Here is a 19,328-nt window from a genome sequence, read left to right on the forward strand (position 1 = left end):
ACCGGCAAGAAGCGTCGACGGCCACCAGCACCGGCGACGAGAAATGAATGCAGCGGGACGCATCGCCCCGCCCGGCGTTCGCCGAATGCGCGCGGTGCCCGTTCGGGGCGCCCGCGCGTCGAACGCGCTTACTCGTTCTCTTCGAAGTAATGCCCGAACTTCACCTGCTTGGTCCGGATATAACGCTCGTTTTCCTCGCGCATGGGCACCGCGAGCGCCACGCGTTCGCAGACGGGAATGCCGTGCTTCACGAGCGTGTCGAACTTCTTCGGGTTGTTGCTCATCAGTCGCACCGAGGTCACGCCGAGGATCCGCAGGATCGCGGCGGCCGAGTCGTATTCGCGGGCGTCGTCAGGCAGGCCGAGGTCGAGATTGGCCTCGACGGTATCGCGCCCCTGCTCCTGCAGCGCGTATGCGCGGATCTTGTTGCTCAGGCCGATGCCCCGCCCTTCGTGGCCGCGCAGATACAGCAGCACGCCGCGGTCTTCCGCCGCGATGTAGCGCAGCGCGAGATCGAGCTGCTCGCCGCAATCGCAGCGGTAGGAGCCGAATACGTCGCCCGTCAGGCACTCGGAATGCAGCCGCGCCAGCACGGACTGCTCGCCGGTGACGTCACCCATCACGAGCGCGAGATGTTCGGCATCGCTGCCCGATACGCGGAAAGCGTACGACGTGAACGTACCGTAGCGCGTGGGCAGCGACGCGGTGGCGACGAGCGTCACGCACTCGTCGGCCTGGCCATTGCCCGGCGTGGGCAAACCTGAATCTTTCATAAGCAATTGATTTCGTGGAGTTTCTTCGGTCCGCCGCGTAAGTTGTCGCGTAAGTACAACAAAACAGACTTCTATCCAGCGAGTTTACCGCACTGCTCCCCGGCAGGTACTTTACTTCCCAAGACGCCGAAGGATGCCGCGCGCCACTTCCCGAATCTCGTTCGGGCTGGCATGAATCAGACTCCACCGCGTGCGCGCGCCCTGCTTCACGACGCTCGCTGCAAGGTCGATTAGGGCCTGTCTGATCGCGGGGTGTACCGGCGCATTGAGCACGCTTGGAGCGCGCCGCGCAAGTTCGGTCACGATGGCGAGGTCGCGTTGCAGGATCGTAACGATATGCGCCACAAGGTCCGGCCGCTCGCGTGTGGAGCGTTTAATCTGATCAATCGGAATTGCGCGTAACGCGATGGGTGCGAGCGCGTCGGGGGACAGATGGTCGGAATTCATAGACCAGCAGTTTACCCTGCAACAGTAGAGGCTTTGTTACCTCCAGATTACGCCGGGGTCGCCATGCCACTGCATGAAATTCATCCACGAAGGCGGCTTTCCTTGGTGCGTTTATCCGTAATGGTCAATGCCGCTCCGACCACGAAGGAAACGAGCCCCCCAAGCGGTCAAGGCGTGCCGGGATCAGGGTCATATAAGAATGAGGCCCCCAAAAAGCATTGAGGAACGAATATCGCGCATAATCGCATAGCAAACCCGCTGAACATGGAGCCCAGAGCCGTACAGATATGCAGACCGACACTCTTTTTTTACTTGATCGCAACGTGGTGGACGTCATCAAAGAGGCGAATGCAGGAAACGAGCAAAAAGGCGATAAGCAAAAGCGCATGCTTACGTTCCTCAAGTCAATCGATAACCCCAAATATTCTATAAGCCCTTTGCTTTCTCTTATCGAGGGTGAACACGGGCGAGAAGATAGCGCTGATGAAAAAATCGCACAGCTTCATAAGGAAACCAGTGCCGTCGCATCCTTTTTTCGTCATGCAAACACAGACGAAGATTATCTGAAGTCGGAACAAGAACAGTTCAGCAAGGTGTTCACCCGATTTCGAGAAGGGAACTTCGATGCCAGAGCCGCGTTCCGCTTGCGTGCTATTCCACTGGTCCGTGAAATCGTTTCGCCTAAGAATCGCCGCAAGGTGGAAGACCAACTCTTGGAACTTGCCCGCTCGGCTGGGTTAGATCATGACGACGGAGTGGTTGTTATGTTTCTCGCCTGCTTATATGGAAACGATGCGGTGCGAGACATGTTGAAACTGAAAGACCCAGAAAAGACTTACAACGTCCTGAGTGATATCCACCTACTTCCGCGTATTGGCCTAATTAAAACCGTCGCAAAAAGCAAAGCACCAAATCTGAAAGTCCGCCTCCTGACTTTGGATAAAGGATTAGAAGCAGCATTAAACAACATCCGGATTTCTGCTGGCGACATAGTAAACGAAACCATAGAGAATATTGGAGTTCGATATCTACCCCCATTATTCATTGGCCTATCCGAATTTCAAGCACGTGCAATGCTCAACCGATTAAGGTCACATAAAAATTAAGTTGCACATCCACATCAATCACACCAACGCACCATCACCGCCCCTCTGCAATGATAGCCGCGCATGCTGCGACAAAAACGACTGCAAACTGATTCGAAGACCGTTTTAATCGGTCAAAAATAAGCAGGCCCCGCCAGATCAATCTGAGCGAGGCCTTTTCTATTTGACGGGATTGAAAATCCGCGCCTCAGCCGCTTCGAAGAATTCAGAGTCCCTTTCACAGCCGATGAAATGCCGACCGGTCTGGATCGCGGCTACGCCCGTAGTTCCCGATCCTGCGTAGCAATCGAGTACGGTATCTCCCGGATTGGTGTACAGGCGGATAAGCTCTTTGAAGAGTTCCAGCGGCTTCTGTGTGGGGTGCAGTCGTGCGCTCCGCACGATATCCGCGTAGAACAGCCCATCATGGCAATAGCCGTTGAACGTGGCATTCCCTCCCTTTACGGCCGTCGCAGCCATTTCAGCGGTTCCAGCAAGGGTGTTCAGTGCGGCCCCGACAGGCATCGGATTTTCCTTCAGCCACTGGATACGGCGCAGTTGCTTGAATCCGTTCCTTAGCAGCATGTCGCGAAGAGGCGTGATTTTCCAGAAGTCGTAAAAACAGACTATCCGACCGCCCGGTACGAGGATACGTTTAGCGTGTTCGATGGTTCCCGGTAGCGACTCGTCCTTATGATCCCACTCACCGAAGTTGCGGCGGGCGTCAAGGTCTTTGAACGTGCCTGTATCGCGTTCGTTCGGGTCGCTGATCAGATATGGCGGATCGATCAGGACGAGATTAACGGATGCGTCAGGGACGGTCGGAAGGAATTTCGTACAGCACGCATTCTGGAAATTCACCTGTGACGTGATCAGTGATTCACGGGACAGGTTGTCAGCATATTGGAAAGCCTGCCTTTCGCGGCTTGTCAGGGGTTGATTCACGATTACAGACTCATTGCGGATATGAGATTTGTTCGTGTGCTTTCAGGACGCCCATTTCCCGCGCCCATGCGTCAAGGTCCGAACCCGACCATTCAAGACGGTTCGTATATGTGTCAGAGACGTAATAGCGGCCAAATTCGGCTATCTGTCGTTCGCTCCGGGAGACATGCATTGTCAGACCTTCGCGAGCCAGAGCACGCTTCAAGCGTTTCTCTACGGCTTGTTCAGATACGGTGATGACGATTTGTTTATCCATATAGACTCCAAGGTAGATTAATTTAGACCTTACTCCGTGCGGCGGAGTGGAAGCACTATATCGAAGCGGGATATGTTCCGCAAGAAATTAAAGGTCTGAATTAATGTGCTCTGGGCGGTCGGTTATTCTCCACTTTTACAGACCCAATGCTGACGGCATCGCGAAAATCCATCTACTACTAGGTAGATTATTACCACTTCAATACCAGTTGGAACCTATGAAAAGTCTTTATTTTTGTGTGCCTCATTGAGCGTGCTTTCCTTGCCCCATCTTCGAAAGCCTTACGTGACAAGGGTTTGCGACTATTTTCGTGAGCGAAAGGAAAATTCCGAAAAATCGTCAATTTGATAGCAGGCGGAAATTTTCTACACATTTTCCCCAAGCCCCCGTAAATAGGGTTCACACAAATACAGGAGTGTTCCATGAATACCTTAGAAGAAAGACTAAAAAAGAATCCACCTGACGTTGAGCGGTTCAATCTTGACTTGCCGACGCAGATGAAAGCAGACCTCAAGGCATATGCCAAAGCGCGTGGAATTACGGCTTCCCGAGTCATTCGCACTTTGATTGAATTGAATATCTACCAGCAAAGTGCAAAAGCACAAAATGCAGACTAACAAAAAAATGCCCCGCAGCGCTGGAACGCATACGGGGCGGGAGTACAGAACATGAATAACTACAATGAAATTGATGAATTCTCGGAAGATATGTCGCCAGATATTTTCCCCTATGAAGCTACGCCGGAAAAGCGCTCTCATAGCAGTTACGAGAGGCGCATATCTGCCTATGACAACTGGATTAATCACATCAAAAATCAAGAACGAAAAAATTCACAAGAAGCTAAAAAACGTCAACACGTCCACGACGAGCAGAACGAAAAACCCCGCCGCACTTCCTTAAACGTCGTCATGGCCGACGAACTGTCCGACGAGTACGAATGCCCGGACGAGCTAGTAGAGGGGCTGTTGACGACGGGTGCCGGATCGATCCTGTACGGCGATTCGAACGCGGGTAAGACGTTCTTTGCTATTGATATCGCGTGTGCCGTCGCACGTGGCGAGCCGTGGATGGACCGCCGGGTACAGCAAGGGTTGGTCATCTATCTGGCGTCAGAAAGCCCGCAATCTGTCCGTAGCCGCCTTCAGGCGTACAAGCAATACCATGAATGCACCGTCCCGAATTTTGCCGTCGTCCAAGAGCCGGTGAACCTGTGGGTATCGGATGAAGATACGGATCTACTCATCAGTCAGATTCAGGAATTGGCCGAAGCAACCCGAAAGCAACCGGCGTTGATCGTAGGTGACACGCTGGCCCGTATTTCTGCCGGGGGTAACGAGAACTCCGGCGAAGACATGGGAACGGTTATCGAGCGATTCGACCGTATCCGACGTGAGACGGGCGCGCACTTCATGATGATTCACCACAGCGGGAAGGATCAAGCCAAGGGTGCACGGGGGCATTCCAGCTTGCGCGCAGCAGTCGATACCGAAATCGAAGTGCAGGACACACAAGCCGGGAAGTTCGCACGGGTTACCAAACAGCGGGACTTGGCAGGCAAAGGCGAACAAATCGGATTCAAGCTACACCCTATCGAACTTGGCCGTAATAAGTGGGGCAGTCCCGCAAGCATGTGCGTTGTCTTGCCTGCCGAGGCCCCCGTGAAAGGGCCGAAGCTTGGCCCCGCAGAAACAAAGATTCTTGAATTGATTGGCGCTGAAGGTGCCTTAACTCGGAGCGAGATTGCAGCAAAGATCGCTCCGGGCAAAGCCCCGCAATCTATCTACAACACCGTAAAGCGATTGGAAGATAAAAAGCTCGTAGTGGCAGACGGCGACAAATACAAATTGCCGTCGCTCGGTGGTCTGTAAAGCCATTCATTCACGCGCGGGCTTATATCTGAAAACCTTGGGCGCTACGCCCAATCATCCGGGTTTCATCTTTCACTTCTCACTCCCCCTATAGGGGGAAGTGAAGTGAATGAAAGATAAAAATAAGACCTTTCTTTCACTTCTACTCAAAAGTGAAAGAACGTGAACGCGTTAAAAATGCACGCCACTCGCCAAGCAATAGGTCCAAGTAATAATCCAGAACAACAATCTTTGCCTCCCCTCTCCTTTTTCGCTCCGAAAACGTCAATTTTAGGAGTGAAACGATAAGACGCACAGTAAATAGAGTGCGCGGAAATTAATTAAGGAAACTCTCATCATGACAGAAAAGAAATCGAGGGGTCGCCAGATTCACGTTGAAATGCCCGCAGACGAATATGACGCGTTCCGGGCGCTCGCCAAGGAACTTGATTTATCCATGCAGCAACTTGCACGCCGTTGCATTCGGGCATATATGGACGGCGTGACCGCAGCATCCAGAAACGTCGCGTTCGTGACGATCGACGGAGAATTGACTGCGCTCCGGTCGGAATTCAAAGCCTCGGCAGACAAGGAACAACCATGAAAGTCTTAAAACGAATTCACGCCCATCCTGTCGGAAATCTGCTTTTGGCTGTCGCGATGGCTGCTGTCCTATTCTCCGCAATCCTGCCGGTCTTGACGAAACTATGATTTTCAAAAACGAAACCATAATTCCCAATCGCAATACAAACCTGCGCGCCGTCCGTCGATCAGCAGCGGACGGACTAACGGACTTCCCCATCATTGCATGGCGCATCACCAAGGACGGGAATATCCCAATCCTCGCGGGCGGTTTGCAGGTTGATGGAAGCGACGATTGGGCGATTGTCGATATCGAGCCGGATGAAGCGCACTTCCACCCGCTCAAGCCGGGAAGCTTTCCATGCACGGCTGAAGAATTTAAGAAAGCTTAGAATCGCAAGTACGGTGAAATGCCGTACTTCAATCAAATCAATGACTTAGAGGTTTTCCACAGATTCGTGGAAAACCCAAAGTCCCGCAGTAAATATAAATTGTATCGAAAGACTTGGCAGTCGGACGGTACGAACAAATTCCCAACAAGGTCTATCAAGCTCAGTGCGCATTGTTGGGTGCGTCTGCCAACGCCCATAGAAATATGGGTGACTGAGCTTGATAGACCTTTTTTATTTTCAAGGTCTTAAAATGACTAACAACCTGATGAATTTTGATCCGGCCGCAAGGACTGTAACTATGACGAGCCGCGACATTGCGGACTTGACCGGTAAGCGACACGACAACGTTATGCGCGATATCCGCTCAATGCTCGTTGATTTGCATGGCGTGGGGGGTGTCCTCAGTTTTGAGGACACATATAGAAACCCCCAAAACGGACAGAGTTATACTGTCTACAGACTCCCAAAGCGTGAGACTCTAATTCTGGTATCCGGGTATAGCGTTCAGATGCGCGCACGAATCATTGACCGATGGCAGGAACTGGAAGCCACGCCAGCTAACAGACTCCCAACCCGAACAGAAGCGCTCCGGCTCGCATTGGAACAATCAGAACGTGCCGATGCGGCCGAAATAGAAGCCGAAAAACAACGTGTGCTGAAACAAGAGTGGAAAGGATACGCGAAAGAGCTTGAGGACGACGTGGAACAAAAGGCGGCTGTGATCCAAAGCCAAGCTCCCGCAGTAGCGTTTCACACAACCTATACCGCGAATGGCGAAGATATGGGGTTCCGGGAGGTTGTGAAGTTCATTCGCATGGCTGATCCAGAAATTACCGAACCCTCGTTTCGCAAGTTCCTTAAGGATGGACGAATCGTCTACAAGCTCAATGGGAAGGATACGCCGTATGCGTCTTATGACGCACCCGCGCGTGGCCTGTTCCGCATGACGATGAATTGCGCAGGGCAACAGGACTGGAAATTCACAGCAAAAGGCGCCGAATGGATTAAAGACCTCTGGCTCAAGGATCAGTCGCATACGCGCCCCGCAAATAGCTTCGCCGAAGGATTCGCTAAAGCACTATCAAAGAATTTGCACTGATTGAACCCACAGCAAAGGATGGCTCAGTCCTGAGTCATCCATTAGATCAAGCATTTACCTGATTATCTAACATGACCGAACATCAATTTTACGACTCGCTGCCCGCCGCTCCGGAATGGGACGAATTGCCGCTCGATATCGATCCTGAACAGGAAGCCACCGAAGCGAAGAAAGACGCGCTCCGGGACAGTTTCAAGAGCTTCCAACGCGGCCCCTACTACAACCTTCAACGGAACATGATTGCTGGCAACGCGACGCCCGTAATGCTGCGCGACGCCGTACGCCGTCTGTCAACTATGCTTGAGATTGCAGGCGAAACGGGCGACTATCGTTCTGAGGCGGAAATCGTGCATACACTCACCAATCTAACGCTGGTCGCGCAGCAAGCAATCTATAGATAAAACCCTATTTGTCCAGCGACTCTACGTACTATTTCACTTGCAAGATCGAAATACATCTATTAAGAACCTGCTCGTTGTTTATGATGACCAGATTCAACCTCTTTCTGGATCGCGTTATATTTTGAAATAACATCTTCGCGGGCTGATAGTATGCCTTACCCATATAAATCAGATGGCCATCATCGTTATATGAGAAATATTGATCAATCGTTACAGCCACGCCGTCGAATTCTTGACCTATTACCTGATGCGATGTTTTGTAGATGAAACCGCCATACTTTTCGTGATGCTCATTGTAGTACTGTGATGGAGTAAATCTTAGAACTTCCCACTTTTTCTCATCCAATCCATCCAGATAGTTTTTTGCGTCCTCCGCTGTGTCAAAATAATTTATCTCAACATTATCATTTTTTGATATCGGAACGTTCTTTTTGGAAAAGAACAACATTTTTATGAAATCTGCTATCTCCTTGTTTGTCCTTATCTTCTCCGACAATGTGTATTGGACGATTGGCTCGATTGAGTTAATCTTCTCGCTTATCCCATCCCTCGCCTCCCAATCCGCGAGAGTTTGCTGTTTATCATGCGAAAATATGCAAAATCCGTTCGCCGCTCTGACCTTCTCGGCAATATCCACCAATTGAACACCTTTGATGCGCTGCGCCTCATCAACAATAATCAGATCGTGATTGGCAAAATCGCGTTTCGCGTAGTCTTTTATTGCCGTAATCTTCCAGCCCCGCCGCATCAACTCCATATGTCCGGCATTCAATTGCCCACAATGAATAACAAGCGGCTTCCCATCCGCACTCAACATTCGCTTCGCAATATCGTATATGAGTAGAGTCTTCCCCGTCCCCGCACCACCCATTATGGAAACAAATGTGGCCGTCTTTTTCTCACAAAACAAGTTGACGATTTGGTCCTTTATATCCTCTTGCTGATGCGTCAAAAAATACTGCCCATTGATAAATTTTTCGGTAGAGTTAAACGGGGATACCAAAAAATCAGATGGGTTGAATAAATTGTCTGGAATTTCCGAATCATTGACCTCTTGACTAAGAAGCAGCTTGACCACTTCGTACGCGTCAACCTGCCCCAAACCTCCATCCTCTTGCAAAGAATAAAATTTCTTCGAATCCGAGACAAAAGTGACAGAGTAAGCAGGTCTTCCAATAAATCCCAGATAATACCCGTTTCTCTGAAGTTGCCTTGTGATTTTTTCCTCAGGACAGGATTTCTTTATTTCTATGTTTACGATGAATTCGCTGCCAAATCGTAACAAATCAAACTCTTTTCCTATTTGCGGAATCTTGTAACCCACATAGAATTTATCAAAGATACCCGTACCTTTCACAAGAGCGCCCAAAACCCCTACGAGAACACGGAGGTCTTCAATTTCTGCAGCCTTGATTTGTATCCCGTAGTACTGCAAAAAACCCTTGAAACCTTCCACAGACAATGATTTGTTTGCCTGCAACAAGGACTGAATGTTTATGCGCTTTGACATTTCTATTTTTATCCGCAAAAGGTAGCTTCAAAGCAATTGAATGAAGCCGCTCAAATCATACAAATATCCCCGAATCACTGCTGAGCCGGCCGTTATAAATCATCAAGGTCAGCCACTCCGTTTGCACTCACCACCCACTTCAGAACTTGGTCTGCCGTTACGTCATTTGTAAGAAATCTATCGAAAGCATGGAACAAATCGACTGTCGAAACCAATGAGATGCCGAACTGCTTAGCGCGCGCAACAACGTTGTTGGGAAATATCGGCCTGTCGTTTGTGTCCCGCTGATCGGGATGAAGTTCTCGCCACGCGTTACCAAACAGAATTCCCTTTCCATCCACACCTTCGTCTTCCTCGTATTTCAGCACATAGTCCTGCACTTGGCGCAGGTGCGCCATCGAAATACTTTTCGTTACACCTTTACATTCGGCTAGATAAACACCATTATTCCAATGCATTACAAACTCCTCCTGTGAATAACGCGCAGGACGAATTTCGGCTCCCAGACGAGAAAGACATTCGGCGACCAAATCCTCTAGCTCGAAACTCGATATGTAAAGGAGGCGTTTATAATGCTCGATGCCAGCCTTTACCTCACTTTCCTTATTGACTTCGGCTTTCAATCTTGCGATTTCTTCTTCAAGGCGCAAAATCCGCTCATCAATTGGCTTCACGGATTCCATCGAAATTCGATCGAGCCACTCCGGCGCTCCCTCTCGCTGCGGCATCCCCAAAATATCCGTCAGGGCTGCCGCTATAATTTGCCTCTCTTCTTGATTCGCGAAGTATGGAAGCGTAGTGATGGAACCGGGCCAAATATGCTCATTACCATTCTGCGATCTTGAGAAACAGAGCCACTTGCCAGCGATAATTTCCCCGGCTCTATTGGTCGCATGCGCCTCACAACCAAATTGCAGAGCATGCAGAGCAGCTCGTCCTCCAGATAATGCGAGATTCAATAAATGAGAATTCCCATGTGGATGGGTTAAATAAACGCCCTCCCAAGACTTCAATTTCCCTAGCAACTCCGGAAATTTTTTATCTTTCAAATCTATTGTGTCACCCCTGCGTTTTTGTTGCATCAAGGGCATTGGACACCATATGAAAGGCTGATTGTCGGATGCAGCCTCGCCGCCGAGCACAAAAATATCTCCATCTGAACTCAGAAAATGCGCCAACTTTTGCTGAATCCTAAACAGAACATCCCCGCGCAACTCCTCGACCCCATTACTATTTAGGGCAGGCAAATACAGAACAACAATATGGAAATCGAGAATATTCTCATCAAGCAAGTCATGCCAATCAATACATGTGACATGATCGTACCGACGAGCCCCCACCAAGAGCGTCTTCTTATTATTCACAGGCTTCCCCTCTCCGACATTTGAGTATTCTGCAACAATCTTATTGCGCCGGTCAGACAGATCTTCTTTGCCCCGATTTTTCCCGTGCGCCGCTCTTTTCAGAAAATTTAGCATTCTGTGTCGTAGAAATTAATCAGCGCATACTGACATATTGAGAGTCGTCATGTCTATATTGTCACACTAATCGCCACCGACTGCATTGCTCACTGCCCCCACACTTCATCGACGCCGACGACATGTAGCTGGTGCCTCATCCGCGAGTTTGGCGTAACGCTAATCACTTCACTTCCGCCGTCATTTCGTCGGCCGGGTATAGCTGAAGCATCGCACGCGCGGCCTCGACGTTCGACGTTGTCAGCCATTCCTCCCAGTCGTCCGGGCGCAGGATCACGACTGAGCGCTTCTCCTCGCCCGGCTTATGCATGCGCGACATGATCGGATGGTCGTCTGCATTAACCGTAATCATCGACATTGCATGACGCACGGTCCCGCCCGGGCCCTTCAACGTCCGCCAGATACCGGCCACGCACATCGTCGGACGGCCGGCCACGCCGACCTTTTGCCACACGCACGGGCCGAGGACCAACCTTCCGTCGCCTGCCTGCCGCGCGTCCGGGTACGACGGCTCGATCACATACTGCGCTGGAATCAGACAGCGGCTACCTGATCGCCATGCAGGGCCGTAGAGGGCCGATTTGCCAAGATTGTCGTCGCGCACATTCATCGTGCTACGCATCGGAGGCGGCTTCCGCCCCTGCTCTTTCGCCTTCTCGATGTTCGCTTTCTGCAGTTGCCGGGGCCAGAACCCAAATCCCGCAATCAGCGGTCTGAATTGTCCGTCAATGCTCGCGACGATAGGCGCGTCATAGTCTTGGTAGATCTCCGGCTTCCACGGGGTCCAGCGATACAGGTCTCTGAAGCTGTCGATCTTCAGTTCGCTCAATCCCGGATCCTCGCCGGGAGCCACGTAGTTGGTGCACATCCGCTGTCCCCGCTTTCCGTGCTTGACCAAACCATCTTACCGCGCGATACACTGTGTTTTTATACAGTGTCTCAGCCGTGATCAAGCCACAGTGGGCCTACATCTGGGAGTACGGATTCCAAGGCGACAAGGCGCGCCTGAGGACACCGATCGAGCTCACGAAACGCGAATTTGAGTCGTGGGTCGACAAGGATCCGAGGTCGGCGTTCCTTGGCACATGCGCGCCGATCGAGTCGACCAGGATCGACCGCAACCGCGTTCCGCTCACGGATCCGCGATTCAAGTTGCGGCCAGTGGTACCGGAATTCGACGCGCCAACCGAGGACGAACTTCGCGCGCTGTGGCGCGAGTACACCGACCTTCAAGTCCGATGGTTGATTCTGGAGATCCGCGCCCTACGAAAATCGCTCGAGCGCATCGAGGCGTGGTACGCGTACACCGACAAGAACGTCACGAACAAGGGCGATCTAGCCGGCGCACAGGGGCAGTTGTATCGACTCATGCACCTCTTGCGAGATGAGATGCGGCGCGCCGGGATGAAGTGACGGGCCTGTGGCATCCTGAACGCTCTGGAACAGGAGGCGACCATGTCCACGATCGATGAAGAGTTTCGCACATCAACTGATGACTGGCACGGGGTTGCATACGCTCACGAACGCGAAGCTGACGGTTCTTTCCGGGCCTACCTGCAACGAATTGCGCCGGACATTCCGCCCCATCACGTGATCACGAATGTGCAGATCGTGCTGTGCACGACGTACGCAAAGGAAGGACGCACCCCATTTCTCAGGATCTCGCACTTCGATGCTGGGGAGACGTCCGATCCGGTCGCCGCGTTCCATGAGCGTGTCGCAACCAACACCATCGATTCGAAATTCACTGTAGTGAAGTGCGACTTCGACTTGTTCGAGGCATTCAGCGATTTCGAGATCAGCCTGACGGCACGCGGCTACGACATAGTACCGATCGACGAACCCGGCGCCATCTATCGCAACCAGGACGACATAGACGACGGCCCCGAAAACTGAATGTCGTCATGGCGCGGGCTTCATCGACTAGATCTAGTAGCGTTCGGGTGGATGGGCGAGGTGCCGCAGCGAAAACGCATTCGGGATTCTCCGTAAGGGCGTGGCGAAAAAAAATTTGTAACGGCCAACCACGCGTGGCGACGCAAATGCCATTCGGAGCGCGTGCGGTTGCATGCTTTCCTTGTCGCGACGGGCAATGCCGGGCGCCGACTACAACGCAACCCTGCGGCGGAACTGGTAACGGGCGTCCAATTTTAGAACATAGAAACAACCTGTCCAAGCCGCATTGTCGAGAATGACGAACTCCATACGAAGAGTTCGTGAAAAAAAATATGAAAGGGTTTAGGATGAATTCGTGTAGCAGGCAGCACCGCTACATAAAACGAAGCCGCCAAACTCCCCCGAGTCGGCAGCTTGTTCAAACCTGAGCAAGGAGGTGCGATATGCACCCGCTTCATCCGTCGTTCTTGTACTTCGCAATCGCTGTGAACTACATGCTCTTGGCGTGGCTTCATCTGCGGTAAGCAGACTAGGGCGAAAGCTGTGAGAGGTGGATCGCCCTAGGCCAAGCATCGTTACAAGCTTTTCTTGTAATGACGCTTGCAGTCTAGCACTGTGATGCTAGGCGTCAAGTGAACTAAACGGGCCTGCGAAGTTTTGGCCCCCGGCAAATTGCGCCTGTGCGTGATGAGCCTCAGCCGCTCACCTAGAAATAGGTGGCGGCTTTGTCACGTCTGTACTCTTGTCAGCGCTGCATCGGGCTACACACTAGGAGGTAAGGACTCCTTGTTGTCGAACCCCGTAGCTTGCTTTGACTTATTCCGCGATCAGGAACCGGTCACGGTTCTTTGCTTCCTTGATCCATGCCGGCGCACGACCGCGACCGCTCCACGTTTCACCGGTCTTAGGGTTGTGGTACTTCGCGGCAACCGGTGCAGCAGCCTTGCGATTGGCTCCACGTTGACGGCCAAAGATATCCTCTGCCGTGATCCCGTACTCCGCTACTTTCTCCCGAATGTCGGCAACCACCGACGCCAATTCGGCGACACGGGCTGCTTCGGTTTCCTGTTCGAGCTTCGCGAGTTGTTCCTTTAAATCCTTGTATCCCTTCGTTGCCATAGACCGACCTCCACTAGTTGTTGGTCGCGAAGTGCGACCGGCGAATTATGTCACCTATCGAGGCTCGGGAACAGATGCACGAAGGAAAACGCATTCCGTAACAAGGATAAGCGACCTAGTTTTACGCAATTTTAGCTTATCCAAAGCTACGGAATACATCATGAAGCACATCAAACTATCCCAAGACGATATTGAACGTCTACGAAAAGAATTCACCTATGCCCCAGACACGGGCGCACTCGCCCGCAAGGGAACGCCTGTCAAAGCCAAACAATTCAATATTCAGGCGAACGGCAAGAAACGCGGAATTCAGACCGGCCGCCTTGTCTATGCCCTGCACACGGGCGAAGACGTTCCAGAATATTCCGTTGTCGTGCACAAGAATCGGGATAAGTATGACCGTCGATGGGAAAACCTTGCCGTTCTAAAATACTCACAATTGGACAAATCAAACCAGAAAACGAAACAACCGCTCGCCCCGCACTACCATTTCCTGCACGAATGCTTTGAGTACCAACCAGACACCGGGCGGCTATTCTGGCGTAACAGACCGATCCACCACTTCAAAACCACCTCAGCACAAAAGGCATTCAATAGCAAACTTGCCGGGAAACCTGCCGGAACCATCAATACCAGAGACGGACGCCGTATCGTGCACATGGTGTCCGGGCAAACAGAGCTTCACGCGTACACAAGCCTGATTATTTGGGTAATGCACTACGGCACCGACGCGCCCCACGGGATGCTGATCGACCATGCAGACAGGAACCCACTGAACGACAGGCTCGATAACCTGCGCGTAGCAACGGAAGGTGACAACCACGCCAACCACAGTCGCAAGCCGGGTAAATCAGGCGTCCGGGGCGTCAATGAAACCGAATGGGGTTATCAGGCACAAATCAGGCTGAACCGCAAGGACGCCATTGTGTCGGAGTCGAAGTCTTTCCTAACACTCGAACAGGCCGCTCTATGGCGTCAGCAGAAAGAGAAAGAACATTTCGGAGCGTTCGCGGTGTTGGGGATCAACCTGAACAAATAATTTCAAGCGTTCACGTGTTTTACGTGAGTTCACATCAATTTTAGAATTGAAACGCCGTAACGACGAAAGAATATCAATAATAACGTCAATTTATGGCAACGCGTTCGCCCGGTCATCGCGTTAAATCAAAACCGGGCACCAACAACGTATCACAGAGGTTTTATATGGCTGGATCACCCATCAAGCGGGCCAAGCTTGAGGAACTGGACGCCCAAGAGGAACTGATCTTCGCGTTGATCGAGGATGGTAAAAGCCTGATCGAAGTCGCTACCAAGGCCGGTTGCTCACGATCCTTCCTCATGAAATGGCTCAAACGCACATCAGACAGAGAACAACGGTTCAACCAAGCGCGCATCACAGCAGGCGACGCACTCGCAGACGACATTCAAGCCAGTGCAGACAACATACTCCAGCGCGCTATGGACGGTCGAGCAAACAAGACCGAGGTAGCAGCCGCGAAGCTGGCAGGCGACACAAAGCGATGGCTGGCTGGCGCGTGGAACCCAAAGTATCGGGACGACAAAGGCAACAGCGTGAGTGTCAACGTGGACATGGGCGCAATGTTCCTACAGGCACTCAGGGCAGGACCGCCAGCTAGAAACCAGCTTGAGCGGGCCGTAGAACCTGTAACCGAGGTGGCAAGCCACGTTCCGAAAGCAAATGCTCTGCCCGATCAATCAAACCATATCGAAGACGTGATTGGCGTAACTCATTCCAATCTAATCCCAATCGATTACGACAGCGAGCCAGTAAAGAAGCGTCCGCCGCTTGACTTAAGCTTGGACGATGATTGACTGAGTTACGCAGTAACAGGTTCTCAGGTTCGTCCCGTTCAAGACATAGAAACGGACAGAAGCCAAAGAAACAATCAGAGATGAGATAAAGCCAGATGCGCCCTTTCGTTCCAATTCCGTCCGAAGGACATTACGGAACGGGATGGGCGGTTCCGGGTAGAGAACCCAACACCGAATCACTGTCGCGCATACACCCGCGCATGGGTTTCACAATATGAAATGCATTTCGGCCCACATAATTTCATATTGCGGAACGCCCGGTGAGGAAACCAATAGTTGCACAGTCCATCATCTGTCCGTCTGGTCGGATGCAGCCCGCCTGCTGCTGATAGCCGAACCTTACAGCGTCGGACGCCCATAACGGCACGCAACCTTACAACGCGTTGAATGCATCCGCGCTCTTCCCTGTCGCGTATGGCCTTCGCAGCTTCTTACAGTTATTACGCGCTTTACATAATGGCGGCTAACGAATTTTGGCCCTATTTATGGCCTGAAATCGCGCTCTACATGCTGCCAATGGCATGACTTTCACGGACGACTGCATTACAGGCGTATATAAGAAAATAATTGCCTAGTCCACTATACCCAATCGCGAACGCGGCCCATTATCACCCGCAATCGCGAATCATTCGCATCCTGCCGCGCAGTCCGAGCGGGCCGCAGAAGGCCCCCCTTAAGAAATGGCCGGGGGCGATTTTTCGGGGAGGGGGACACCCACCTGAAAAATTTTTTGAAATAACTCCAAAAACAACTTTGGTCTAAAAAACGGAGTCTCTATGGATATCAGCCTAATTGCGCTGATGCTTACCTGCGCCCTAATGCTCGCCTGTATTGGCCTACTCGTCAAGCTATTGGCGCTATGCACGGGCCGCTGCAATGCGCCGAAGTTTAATACGGACGCGATCCGATGTGCGCGGTACTGCGATAAAACGATTCCGGAAGTACCGGACGAATTCTACCGCCCAAAGCGCCCTTCTACACCCCATAAATGGCCAGAGTGATGTATGGGGGCAGAACTACAACAACAAAACCCCTTCCTCCATTTCCGTTCCCGATATTATCGCGATCCAATTTTATTTGTGCAGGAAGTATTGGGCGCAGAACCGGACGATTGGCAAAAGACGTTTCTAACGGCTCTGGCTGACGGAAAACGAAAAATCAGCGTTCGAAGCGGGCACGGTGTCGGTAAGTCTACTACGACAAGTTGGGCGGCAATCTGGCATTTCTATACGCGCTTTCCCCAAAAGACGGTTATCACGGCCCCCACCTCTGCGCAGCTTTACGACGCGCTCTATTCCGAGCTTAAGGCTTGGATGAAGAAAATGCCGGACGTGCTCCGCGACATGGCCGACATCAAGACGGACCGTATCGAGTTCAAGCCCGCGCCGGAAGAAAGCTTTATTTCGCTTCGTACGAGCCGACAGGAGCAGCCGGAAGCGTTGCAAGGGGTGCACTCCGAAAACGTGATGCTGATTGGTGACGAGGCGTCGGGTATCCCTGAAGCTGTCTTTGAGGCGGCGTCCGGCTCTATGTCGGGGCATAACGCCTGCACGATCCTACTCGGCAACCCTACCCGCTCCAGTGGCTACTTCTACGACACGCACAACGTGCTTGCCAACGAGTGGTTCACGCTCAAAGTTTCGTGCGTTGATAGCCCGCGCGTTTCGAAGGAATACGTGCAGGAACAGGCTATCCGGTTCGGAGAGGACAGCAACGCGTTCCGTATCCGCGTCTTGGGTGAGTTCCCGCTAGGCGATGACGATACGGTCATTCCGATGCACCTACTCGATGCCGCGATCAACCGCGACATTCGGGAAGTGCCTGGACAGCGATGTGTATGGGGGCTGGACGTTGCCCGGTTCGGTACTGACCGGACGGCGATTTGTATCCGGCACGGGAACATCGTCAAGGAAAAGGTTCAATGGTGGTCAGGCTTGGACCTCATGCAGACGGTCGGAAAGGTCAAGGCCATGTATGACGCCTGCCCGTTCGAGGATCGCCCTGTAGAGATTCTGGTGGACGTGATCGGCATGGGTGCGGGCGTCGTGGATCGTGGCCGGGAAATGGGCCTACCAATGCGCGGCATCAACGTTTCCGAGGCTCCGGCGTTGGGCGGCGATAAGTACCTGAATCTGCGCGCAGAGCTTTGGTACAAGGCGCGGGAGTGGCTCGAAGCACGGGATTGCAAACTTGCGAACGATCAGCAGCTAAAGGCCGAACTCGCGACGATCCGCTATCAATTCCAGTCCACCGGGAAAATCAAGATTGAGTCGAAAGACGATATCAAGAAACGCGGCGTGCGCTCCCCCGATATTGCGGACGCGTTTGTACTGACGTTCGCGAGTGATGCCGCGACGGCAGGTAGCGCGAAGTCGTACTTGTGGAATTCAAACAAACCGCTTCGCCGGAATGTTCCGCGCGTCTGCTAAACCGTTCAAACCCACTGAGATTTATTCATTTTAATTCGCGAAGGTGCTTTATGCACTTCGCACACTCACGCCTATTCCTCAAGGAACACAAAAATGGCACTTAAAAACTGGCTCAAAGATAGCTATGCAACGCATGGCAATTCGACAAGCAAATCTACCCCAAAAAGCGGGACAAGCTTCGACGACGACAGCAAGCGCGCGGAATCAATCTCAAAGCGAGTTTCAGATATGGAAACCGTGAAGCGACAGGGCAATAGCTCGGGCGGTGGCCGTAGCTCTATCTCGAAGGATACCCCGCCGACCGATAGCAAGACGAGCTATCAAAACGGCCTTATGAACGGACCTAACAAGGGTTCTGGAACAAAGAGCAAGAAGTAATGCGCATGGGGGCGTTTGCGAATACGCAGACGCCCCGCCCGCTTTAATGCGGCTTTTGGAGAATAATAATATGGCTAAAGGCCGAACTAAAGCGCCAGTCGAAGGCGGAAAAGACATGTTCACAACGCCGGTAACGGCAATGATGAATGGTTCTCAGCCTTGGACGCAGCGCGGTATTGAACAACCAGACTCCGACGAGCAGCACAACGCGTCAAACTACTTCGCCGGATCGGATAAGGCACAACAAGGCTCTGTCCGCTCGGACAAATTCCGCGACGCCGTACCCCTCAGCGATGAGGAATTGGGCGCGATTATCCAGCAGCAGCTTACAGACGCCAGAACATTCATCGATTTGGAAGTTGGCCCGATGCGGGCAGCGGCTATCGAAGCCTACCGCGGTCGGATGGACTATTCCGACCCAGATCAGGGCGATACCGGCTATCTAGATCAAGCACTAGCCCCTGCCGGACGTTCAGAAATCGCCTCACGCGATGTTCGAGACACTATCTCGGCAATGATGGGCGATCTAATGCGCATGTTCACGTCGTCGGATGAGATTGTCGAATTCGAACCGGTCAGTCCGAAGGACGTAGATTTTGCGGAACAGGCGACGGATTACGCGAACTACGTTTTCCAGAAGGATAACGACGGTTTCGACGTTCTCTATTCAGCGTTCAAAGATGCGCTGTTGCAGAAAACCGGCATCGTCAAGGTCTGGTGGGACGACGCTGAAACCGTCCGAACAGAAACGTACTCTGGCCTAGATCCAGCCGGCCTGTATGCGCTGGAATCTGCGCCCGCCCCGGCTGGATAAAACTACTAAAAGAAGCGGGTTATGGATCACGCCATATTCTGCTG

Annotated in this window: 22 protein-coding genes; 14 read left to right on the plus strand and 8 right to left on the minus strand. The window is 52.2% G+C overall.

Annotation, left to right across the window (positions count from 1 at the left end; genetic code table 11):
• Positions 1-128: 128 nt before the first annotated feature.
• Together ribA and ACP26O_RS18040 are read right to left on the minus strand one after the other, a co-directional pair.
• A complete protein-coding gene (gene ribA / locus ACP26O_RS18035; protein ID WP_176307850.1) occupies positions 129-773 on the minus strand; it encodes a GTP cyclohydrolase II in 645 nt (214 codons plus the stop codon).
• A gap of 111 nt (positions 774-884) precedes the next feature.
• Positions 885-1,220 (minus strand): hypothetical protein, encoded by a 336-nt coding sequence (locus ACP26O_RS18040; protein WP_426356361.1) that lies wholly within the window; start codon positions 1,218-1,220, stop codon positions 885-887.
• 287 nt (positions 1,221-1,507) lie between these two features.
• Here ACP26O_RS18040 and ACP26O_RS18045 point away from each other — a divergent pair, with 287 nt between their 5' ends.
• Positions 1,508-2,326, plus strand: a complete 819-nt coding sequence (locus ACP26O_RS18045; protein WP_176307848.1) for a hypothetical protein — start codon at positions 1,508-1,510, stop codon at positions 2,324-2,326.
• 159 nt (positions 2,327-2,485) lie between these two features.
• On the opposite strand, the gene ACP26O_RS18050 is transcribed toward ACP26O_RS18045, so the two are convergent.
• Positions 2,486-3,250 carry a DNA-methyltransferase gene (locus ACP26O_RS18050; RefSeq protein ID WP_176307847.1) on the minus strand — a complete coding sequence of 255 codons (765 nt, stop codon included), beginning with the start codon at positions 3,248-3,250 and terminating at the stop codon, positions 2,486-2,488.
• Positions 3,251-3,260: 10 nt separating this feature from the next.
• Positions 3,261-3,506 carry a hypothetical protein gene (locus tag ACP26O_RS18055; RefSeq protein WP_176307846.1) on the minus strand — a complete coding sequence of 82 codons (246 nt, stop codon included), beginning with the start codon at positions 3,504-3,506 and terminating at the stop codon, positions 3,261-3,263.
• 422 nt (positions 3,507-3,928) lie between these two features.
• On the opposite strand from ACP26O_RS18055, the gene ACP26O_RS18060 reads away from it, so the two are divergent.
• The 6 genes from ACP26O_RS18060 (at position 3,929) to ACP26O_RS18085 (ending at position 7,827) form a co-directional block, all read left to right on the plus strand.
• Complete coding sequence (locus ACP26O_RS18060; protein WP_176307845.1) at positions 3,929-4,123, plus strand: hypothetical protein; 195 nt, start codon at positions 3,929-3,931, stop codon at positions 4,121-4,123.
• Between the two features lie 51 nt (positions 4,124-4,174).
• Positions 4,175-5,374, plus strand: a complete 1,200-nt coding sequence (locus ACP26O_RS18065; protein WP_176307844.1) for a helicase RepA family protein — start codon at positions 4,175-4,177, stop codon at positions 5,372-5,374.
• Between the two features lie 337 nt (positions 5,375-5,711).
• On the plus strand, positions 5,712-5,957 hold the full coding sequence (locus tag ACP26O_RS18070) for a hypothetical protein (protein WP_426356362.1): 246 nt from the start codon (positions 5,712-5,714) through the stop codon (positions 5,955-5,957).
• Between the two features lie 103 nt (positions 5,958-6,060).
• Positions 6,061-6,327, plus strand: a complete 267-nt coding sequence (locus ACP26O_RS18075) for a hypothetical protein (protein WP_426356363.1) — start codon at positions 6,061-6,063, stop codon at positions 6,325-6,327.
• Positions 6,328-6,577: 250 nt separating this feature from the next.
• Positions 6,578-7,426, plus strand: coding sequence for a Rha family transcriptional regulator (locus ACP26O_RS18080; RefSeq protein WP_426356364.1), 849 nt, complete (start codon positions 6,578-6,580; stop codon positions 7,424-7,426).
• Positions 7,427-7,497: 71 nt separating this feature from the next.
• On the plus strand, positions 7,498-7,827 hold the full coding sequence (locus ACP26O_RS18085) for a hypothetical protein (RefSeq protein WP_426356365.1): 330 nt from the start codon (positions 7,498-7,500) through the stop codon (positions 7,825-7,827).
• 28 nt (positions 7,828-7,855) lie between these two features.
• On the opposite strand, the gene ACP26O_RS18090 is transcribed toward ACP26O_RS18085, so the two are convergent.
• The 3 genes from ACP26O_RS18090 to ACP26O_RS18100 all read right to left on the minus strand — a co-directional run bounded on the left by ACP26O_RS18090 (position 7,856) and on the right by ACP26O_RS18100 (position 11,683).
• Positions 7,856-9,337: a DNA/RNA helicase domain-containing protein gene (locus ACP26O_RS18090; protein ID WP_426356366.1), complete on the minus strand. Its 1,482-nt coding sequence runs from the start codon at positions 9,335-9,337 to the stop codon at positions 7,856-7,858.
• A 92-nt stretch (positions 9,338-9,429) separates the two neighbouring features.
• On the minus strand, positions 9,430-10,815 hold the full coding sequence (locus ACP26O_RS18095; protein ID WP_426356367.1) for a hypothetical protein: 1,386 nt from the start codon (positions 10,813-10,815) through the stop codon (positions 9,430-9,432).
• 163 nt (positions 10,816-10,978) lie between these two features.
• Positions 10,979-11,683 (minus strand): SOS response-associated peptidase family protein, encoded by a 705-nt coding sequence (locus ACP26O_RS18100; protein WP_426356368.1) that lies wholly within the window; start codon positions 11,681-11,683, stop codon positions 10,979-10,981.
• A gap of 53 nt (positions 11,684-11,736) precedes the next feature.
• Here ACP26O_RS18100 and ACP26O_RS18105 point away from each other — a divergent pair, with 53 nt between their 5' ends.
• Both ACP26O_RS18105 and ACP26O_RS18110 read left to right on the plus strand, forming a co-directional pair.
• A complete protein-coding gene (locus ACP26O_RS18105; protein WP_426356369.1) occupies positions 11,737-12,228 on the plus strand; it encodes a hypothetical protein in 492 nt (163 codons plus the stop codon).
• A gap of 42 nt (positions 12,229-12,270) precedes the next feature.
• Entirely contained in the window at positions 12,271-12,711 is a 441-nt protein-coding gene (locus tag ACP26O_RS18110; RefSeq protein ID WP_426356370.1) for a hypothetical protein, read from the plus strand.
• A gap of 816 nt (positions 12,712-13,527) precedes the next feature.
• Here the strand turns inward: ACP26O_RS18110 and ACP26O_RS18115 are convergent.
• Positions 13,528-13,830 carry an H-NS family nucleoid-associated regulatory protein gene (locus tag ACP26O_RS18115; protein ID WP_426356371.1) on the minus strand — a complete coding sequence of 101 codons (303 nt, stop codon included), beginning with the start codon at positions 13,828-13,830 and terminating at the stop codon, positions 13,528-13,530.
• A gap of 160 nt (positions 13,831-13,990) precedes the next feature.
• On the opposite strand from ACP26O_RS18115, the gene ACP26O_RS18120 reads away from it, so the two are divergent.
• The 5 genes from ACP26O_RS18120 (at position 13,991) to ACP26O_RS18140 (ending at position 19,284) form a co-directional block, all read left to right on the plus strand.
• Positions 13,991-14,869: an HNH endonuclease gene (locus ACP26O_RS18120; protein WP_426356372.1), complete on the plus strand. Its 879-nt coding sequence runs from the start codon at positions 13,991-13,993 to the stop codon at positions 14,867-14,869.
• Between the two features lie 92 nt (positions 14,870-14,961).
• Positions 14,962-15,663, plus strand: a complete 702-nt coding sequence (locus tag ACP26O_RS18125) for a hypothetical protein (protein WP_426356373.1) — start codon at positions 14,962-14,964, stop codon at positions 15,661-15,663.
• Positions 15,664-16,667: 1,004 nt separating this feature from the next.
• Positions 16,668-18,092: a DEAD/DEAH box helicase family protein gene (locus ACP26O_RS18130; RefSeq protein WP_426356374.1), complete on the plus strand. Its 1,425-nt coding sequence runs from the start codon at positions 16,668-16,670 to the stop codon at positions 18,090-18,092.
• Between the two features lie 93 nt (positions 18,093-18,185).
• The gene (locus tag ACP26O_RS18135) at positions 18,186-18,470 is read left to right on the plus strand and encodes a hypothetical protein (protein WP_426356375.1); all 285 of its coding nucleotides are present in this window, start codon (positions 18,186-18,188) and stop codon (positions 18,468-18,470) included.
• 115 nt (positions 18,471-18,585) lie between these two features.
• Complete coding sequence (locus tag ACP26O_RS18140; RefSeq protein ID WP_426356376.1) at positions 18,586-19,284, plus strand: portal protein; 699 nt, start codon at positions 18,586-18,588, stop codon at positions 19,282-19,284.
• Positions 19,285-19,328: the final 44 nt, after the last annotated feature.

Origin of the sequence: Burkholderia sp. R-40 (genome assembly GCF_049942845.1) — a bacterium.
Taxonomy (GTDB): domain Bacteria; phylum Pseudomonadota; class Gammaproteobacteria; order Burkholderiales; family Burkholderiaceae; genus Burkholderia; species Burkholderia ambifaria.

Bases quoted from the DNA above. Each gene is read 5' to 3' on its own strand.
- ACP26O_RS18140 (WP_426356376.1), top strand. From the start codon at position 18,586: ATGTTCACAACGCCGGTAACGGCAATGATGAATGGTTCTCAGCCTTGG.
- ACP26O_RS18120 (WP_426356372.1), top strand. From the start codon at position 13,991: ATGAAGCACATCAAACTATCCCAAGACGATATTGAACGTCTACGAAAA.
- ACP26O_RS18095 (WP_426356367.1), bottom strand. From the start codon at position 10,815: ATGCTAAATTTTCTGAAAAGAGCGGCGCACGGGAAAAATCGGGGCAAA.
- ACP26O_RS18135 (WP_426356375.1), top strand. From the start codon at position 18,186: ATGGCACTTAAAAACTGGCTCAAAGATAGCTATGCAACGCATGGCAAT.
- ACP26O_RS18080 (WP_426356364.1), top strand. From the start codon at position 6,578: ATGACTAACAACCTGATGAATTTTGATCCGGCCGCAAGGACTGTAACT.
- ACP26O_RS18070 (WP_426356362.1), top strand. From the start codon at position 5,712: ATGACAGAAAAGAAATCGAGGGGTCGCCAGATTCACGTTGAAATGCCC.
- ACP26O_RS18115 (WP_426356371.1), bottom strand. From the start codon at position 13,830: ATGGCAACGAAGGGATACAAGGATTTAAAGGAACAACTCGCGAAGCTC.
- ACP26O_RS18130 (WP_426356374.1), top strand. From the start codon at position 16,668: ATGGGGGCAGAACTACAACAACAAAACCCCTTCCTCCATTTCCGTTCC.
- ACP26O_RS18085 (WP_426356365.1), top strand. From the start codon at position 7,498: ATGACCGAACATCAATTTTACGACTCGCTGCCCGCCGCTCCGGAATGG.
- ACP26O_RS18065 (WP_176307844.1), top strand. From the start codon at position 4,175: ATGAATAACTACAATGAAATTGATGAATTCTCGGAAGATATGTCGCCA.
- ACP26O_RS18090 (WP_426356366.1), bottom strand. From the start codon at position 9,337: ATGTCAAAGCGCATAAACATTCAGTCCTTGTTGCAGGCAAACAAATCA.
- ACP26O_RS18075 (WP_426356363.1), top strand. From the start codon at position 6,061: ATGATTTTCAAAAACGAAACCATAATTCCCAATCGCAATACAAACCTG.
- ACP26O_RS18045 (WP_176307848.1), top strand. From the start codon at position 1,508: ATGCAGACCGACACTCTTTTTTTACTTGATCGCAACGTGGTGGACGTC.
- ACP26O_RS18100 (WP_426356368.1), bottom strand. From the start codon at position 11,683: ATGTGCACCAACTACGTGGCTCCCGGCGAGGATCCGGGATTGAGCGAA.
- ACP26O_RS18125 (WP_426356373.1), top strand. From the start codon at position 14,962: ATGGCAACGCGTTCGCCCGGTCATCGCGTTAAATCAAAACCGGGCACC.
- ACP26O_RS18040 (WP_426356361.1), bottom strand. From the start codon at position 1,220: ATGAATTCCGACCATCTGTCCCCCGACGCGCTCGCACCCATCGCGTTA.
- ACP26O_RS18055 (WP_176307846.1), bottom strand. From the start codon at position 3,506: ATGGATAAACAAATCGTCATCACCGTATCTGAACAAGCCGTAGAGAAA.
- ACP26O_RS18110 (WP_426356370.1), top strand. From the start codon at position 12,271: ATGTCCACGATCGATGAAGAGTTTCGCACATCAACTGATGACTGGCAC.
- ACP26O_RS18060 (WP_176307845.1), top strand. From the start codon at position 3,929: ATGAATACCTTAGAAGAAAGACTAAAAAAGAATCCACCTGACGTTGAG.
- ribA (WP_176307850.1), bottom strand. From the start codon at position 773: ATGAAAGATTCAGGTTTGCCCACGCCGGGCAATGGCCAGGCCGACGAG.